Genomic DNA, 3,663 nt, shown 5'->3' with positions numbered 1-3,663 from the left:
AGGTCTCGGGGTCTTTCCGTCCTGCTGCGCGTAACGAGCATCTTTACTCGTACTGCAATTTCGCCGAGTTTATGGTTGAGACAGCGGGGAAGTCGTTACTCCATTCGTGCAGGTCGGAACTTACCCGACAAGGAATTTCGCTACCTTAGGATGGTTATAGTTACCACCGCCGTTTACTGGGGCTTAAATTCTCAGCTTCGCCCTTGCGGGCTAACCGGTCCTCTTAACCTTCCAGCACCGGGCAGGAGTCAGTCCGTATACATCGTCTTGCGACTTCGCACGGACCTGTGTTTTTAGTAAACAGTCGCTTCCCCCTGGTCTCTGCGGCCCACACCCGCTCACGGAGAGCACGTCTCCATCACGGGGCAGGCCCCCCTTCTCCCGAAGTTACGGGGGCATTTTGCCGAGTTCCTTAACCATAATTCTCTCGATCGCCTTGGTATTCTCTACCTGATCACCTGTGTCGGTTTGGGGTACGGGCGGCTAAAACCTCGCGTCGATGCTTTTCTAGGCAGCATAGGATCACCGGATCCCCCCTTGCGGGAGTCCCATCAGATCTCAGGAGCGTGCTCGGGGCACACAGGAACGGATTTGCCTATCCCTGACCCTACATCCTTAGACCGGGGCAACCATCGCCCGGCCCGGCTACCTTCCTGCGTCACACCTGTTAATACGCTTACCTCCCGGGATCAGGTCCCGCGCTCGGCCAAAACCCGCACACCACAAGGGTGATTGGGCAGGCTCCGGGCGGTTAGGATCCCCCGCTTGGCATGGGCGGTTTTTCGCCGGTACGGGAATATCAACCCGTTGTCCATCGACTACGCCTGTCGGCCTCGCCTTAGGTCCCGACTTACCCAGGGCAGATTAGCTTGACCCTGGAACCCTTGATCATTCGGCGGACGGGTTTCTCACCCGTCTTTCGCTACTCATGCCTGCATTCTCACTCGTGTGGGCTCCACCGCTGGTTTACACCGCGACTTCACCGCCCACACGACGCTCCCCTACCACTCCAGGCGCCTGAACCACGAAGGCTAGGCACTGCCTGAAATCCACAACTTCGGCGGTGTACTTGAGCCCCGCTACATTGTCGGCGCGGAATCACTTGACCAGTGAGCTATTACGCACTCTTTCAAGGGTGGCTGCTTCTAAGCCAACCTCCTGGTTGTCTTCGCAACTCCACATCCTTTCCCACTTAGCACACGCTTAGGGGCCTTAGTTGGTGGTCTGGGCTGTTTCCCTCTCGACTATGAAGCTTATCCCCCACAGTCTCACTGCTGCGCTCTCACTTGCCGGCATTCGGAGTTTGGCTGACGTCAGTAACCTTGTAGGGCCCATCGGCCATCCAGTAGCTCTACCTCCGGCAAGAAACACGCAACGCTGCACCTAAATGCATTTCGGGGAGAACCAGCTATCACGGAGTTTGATTGGCCTTTCACCCCTACCCACAGCTCATCCCCTCCATTTTCAACTGAAGTGGGTTCGGTCCTCCACGACGTCTTACCGTCGCTTCAACCTGGCCATGGGTAGATCACTCCGCTTCGGGTCTAGATCACGCCACTACGATCGCCCTGTTCAGACTCGCTTTCGCTACGGCTTCCCCACACGGGTTAACCTCGCGACGTAACACTAACTCGCAGGCTCATTCTTCAAAAGGCACGCCGTCACCAGAACAGAGCTGGCTCCGACGGATTGTAAGCACACGGTTTCAGGTACTGTTTCACTCCCCTCCCGGGGTACTTTTCACCTTTCCCTCACGGTACTGGTCCGCTATCGGTCATTAGGAAGTATTTAGGCTTATCAGGTGGTCCTGACAGATTCGCACGGGATTTCTCGGGCCCCGTGCTACTTGGGATCCTCTCCGGGCGGTGCACAACATTTCGGTTACGGGGCTCACACCCTCTCTGGCCGGCCTTTCAAGACCGTTCACCTATGCCTGCACTCCACACCCCACCGGTCCGGCAGAACCAGTACGGAAAGTCCCACAACCCCGCCCATGCAACGCCCGCCGGCTATCACACATGGAACGGTTTAGCCTGGTCCGCGTTCGCTCGCCACTACTAACGGAATCACTCTTGTTTTCTCTTCCTGCGGGTACTGAGATGTTTCACTTCCCCGCGTTCCCCCCACGCACCCTATGTGTTCAGATGCGGGTCACCAGATCACCTTGCAGCGTCTGGCGGGGTTTCCCCATTCGGACATCCTGGGATCACCGTTCGGTTATCAACTCCCCCAGGCTTATCGCAGATTCCTACGTCCTTCTTCGGCTCCTAATGCCAAGGCATCCACCGTGTGCCCTTAAAAACTTGACCACACAAGATCAAAAGCTTTCTCGAGAGAACCACGACCACAAGGGCCAGGTTCTTCATAAAAAGAAATTGCTGTAGACACAAACAAAAAGTCTGTGTCAGATGCTCGCGTCCACTATGTAGTTCTCAAACAACAACCCCGTCCCCCGCACCCCACACACCCACGGTGCGCGATCGGCGGAGGCAGGAAACCAGAAACCCCAGGGGAATCTGCATTGCTGCAGGTCCTGTTGCCTCAGGACCCAACAGTGCGCCAAACACACCCCCCACACCCCACGCCCCGGCCGCGTTCCCATCACCCGCACCCCAGGGGGCACGGGCGCCGGACTGGCACCAGGACACGGCCGGAAGGCTATGCCAAAAAAACTTTTGATTTGCTGATATTCCACCCATGAGCACCCACCGCAGGACGAATGCCTGCGCAATGGGCTACCTACCCACCGTTCCGCACCCATGCGGGCACCTCACGGCGAGGACGGTGCTCCTTAGAAAGGAGGTGATCCAGCCGCACCTTCCGGTACGGCTACCTTGTTACGACTTAGTCCCAATCGCCAGTCCCACCTTCGACGGCTCCCTCCCACAAAGGGGTTAGGCCCCCGGCTTCGGGTGTTACCAACTTTCGTGACTTGACGGGCGGTGTGTACAAGGCCCGAGAACGTATTCACCGCAGCGTTGCTGATCTGCGATTACTAGCGACTCCGACTTCATGGGGTCGAGTTGCAGACCCCAATCCGAACTGAGACCGGCTTTTTGGGATTAGCTCCACCTCACAGTATCGCAACCCTTTGTACCGGCCATTGTAGCATGCGTGAAGCCCAAGACATAAGGGGCATGATGATTTGACGTCGTCCCCACCTTCCTCCGAGTTGACCCCGGCAGTCTCCCATGAGTCCCCGCCATTACGCGCTGGCAACATGGAACGAGGGTTGCGCTCGTTGCGGGACTTAACCCAACATCTCACGACACGAGCTGACGACAACCATGCACCACCTGTGAACCGGCCGCAAGCGGGGGACGCATCTCTGCGCCTTTCCAGTCCATGTCAAGCCTTGGTAAGGTTCTTCGCGTTGCATCGAATTAATCCGCATGCTCCGCCGCTTGTGCGGGCCCCCGTCAATTCCTTTGAGTTTTAGCCTTGCGGCCGTACTCCCCAGGCGGGGCACTTAATGCGTTAGCTACGGCGCGGAAAACGTGGAATGTCCCCCACACCTAGTGCCCAACGTTTACGGCATGGACTACCAGGGTATCTAATCCTGTTCGCTCCCCATGCTTTCGCTCCTCAGCGTCAGTTAATGCCCAGAGACCTGCCTTCGCCATCGGTGTTCCTCCTGATATCTGCGCATTTCACCGCTACACC

General features: G+C 57.4%; 2 rRNA genes. Both read right to left on the bottom strand.

Going from position 1 to position 3,663, the window contains the following annotated elements:
- A 23S ribosomal RNA gene (locus tag J1902_RS18830) occupies positions 1 to 2,309 on the bottom strand; the annotation flags it as partial.
- A 486-nt stretch (positions 2,310 to 2,795) separates the two neighbouring features.
- Positions 2,796 to 3,663 (bottom strand): 16S ribosomal RNA (locus J1902_RS18825); the annotation flags it as partial.

It is taken from the genome of Arthrobacter cavernae (genome assembly GCF_017368795.1).
Lineage (GTDB): Bacteria > Actinomycetota > Actinomycetes > Actinomycetales > Micrococcaceae > Arthrobacter > Arthrobacter cavernae.
The sequence above is the reverse complement of the archived record's forward strand: the minus strand, read 5'-3'. Positions and strand labels throughout refer to the sequence as shown.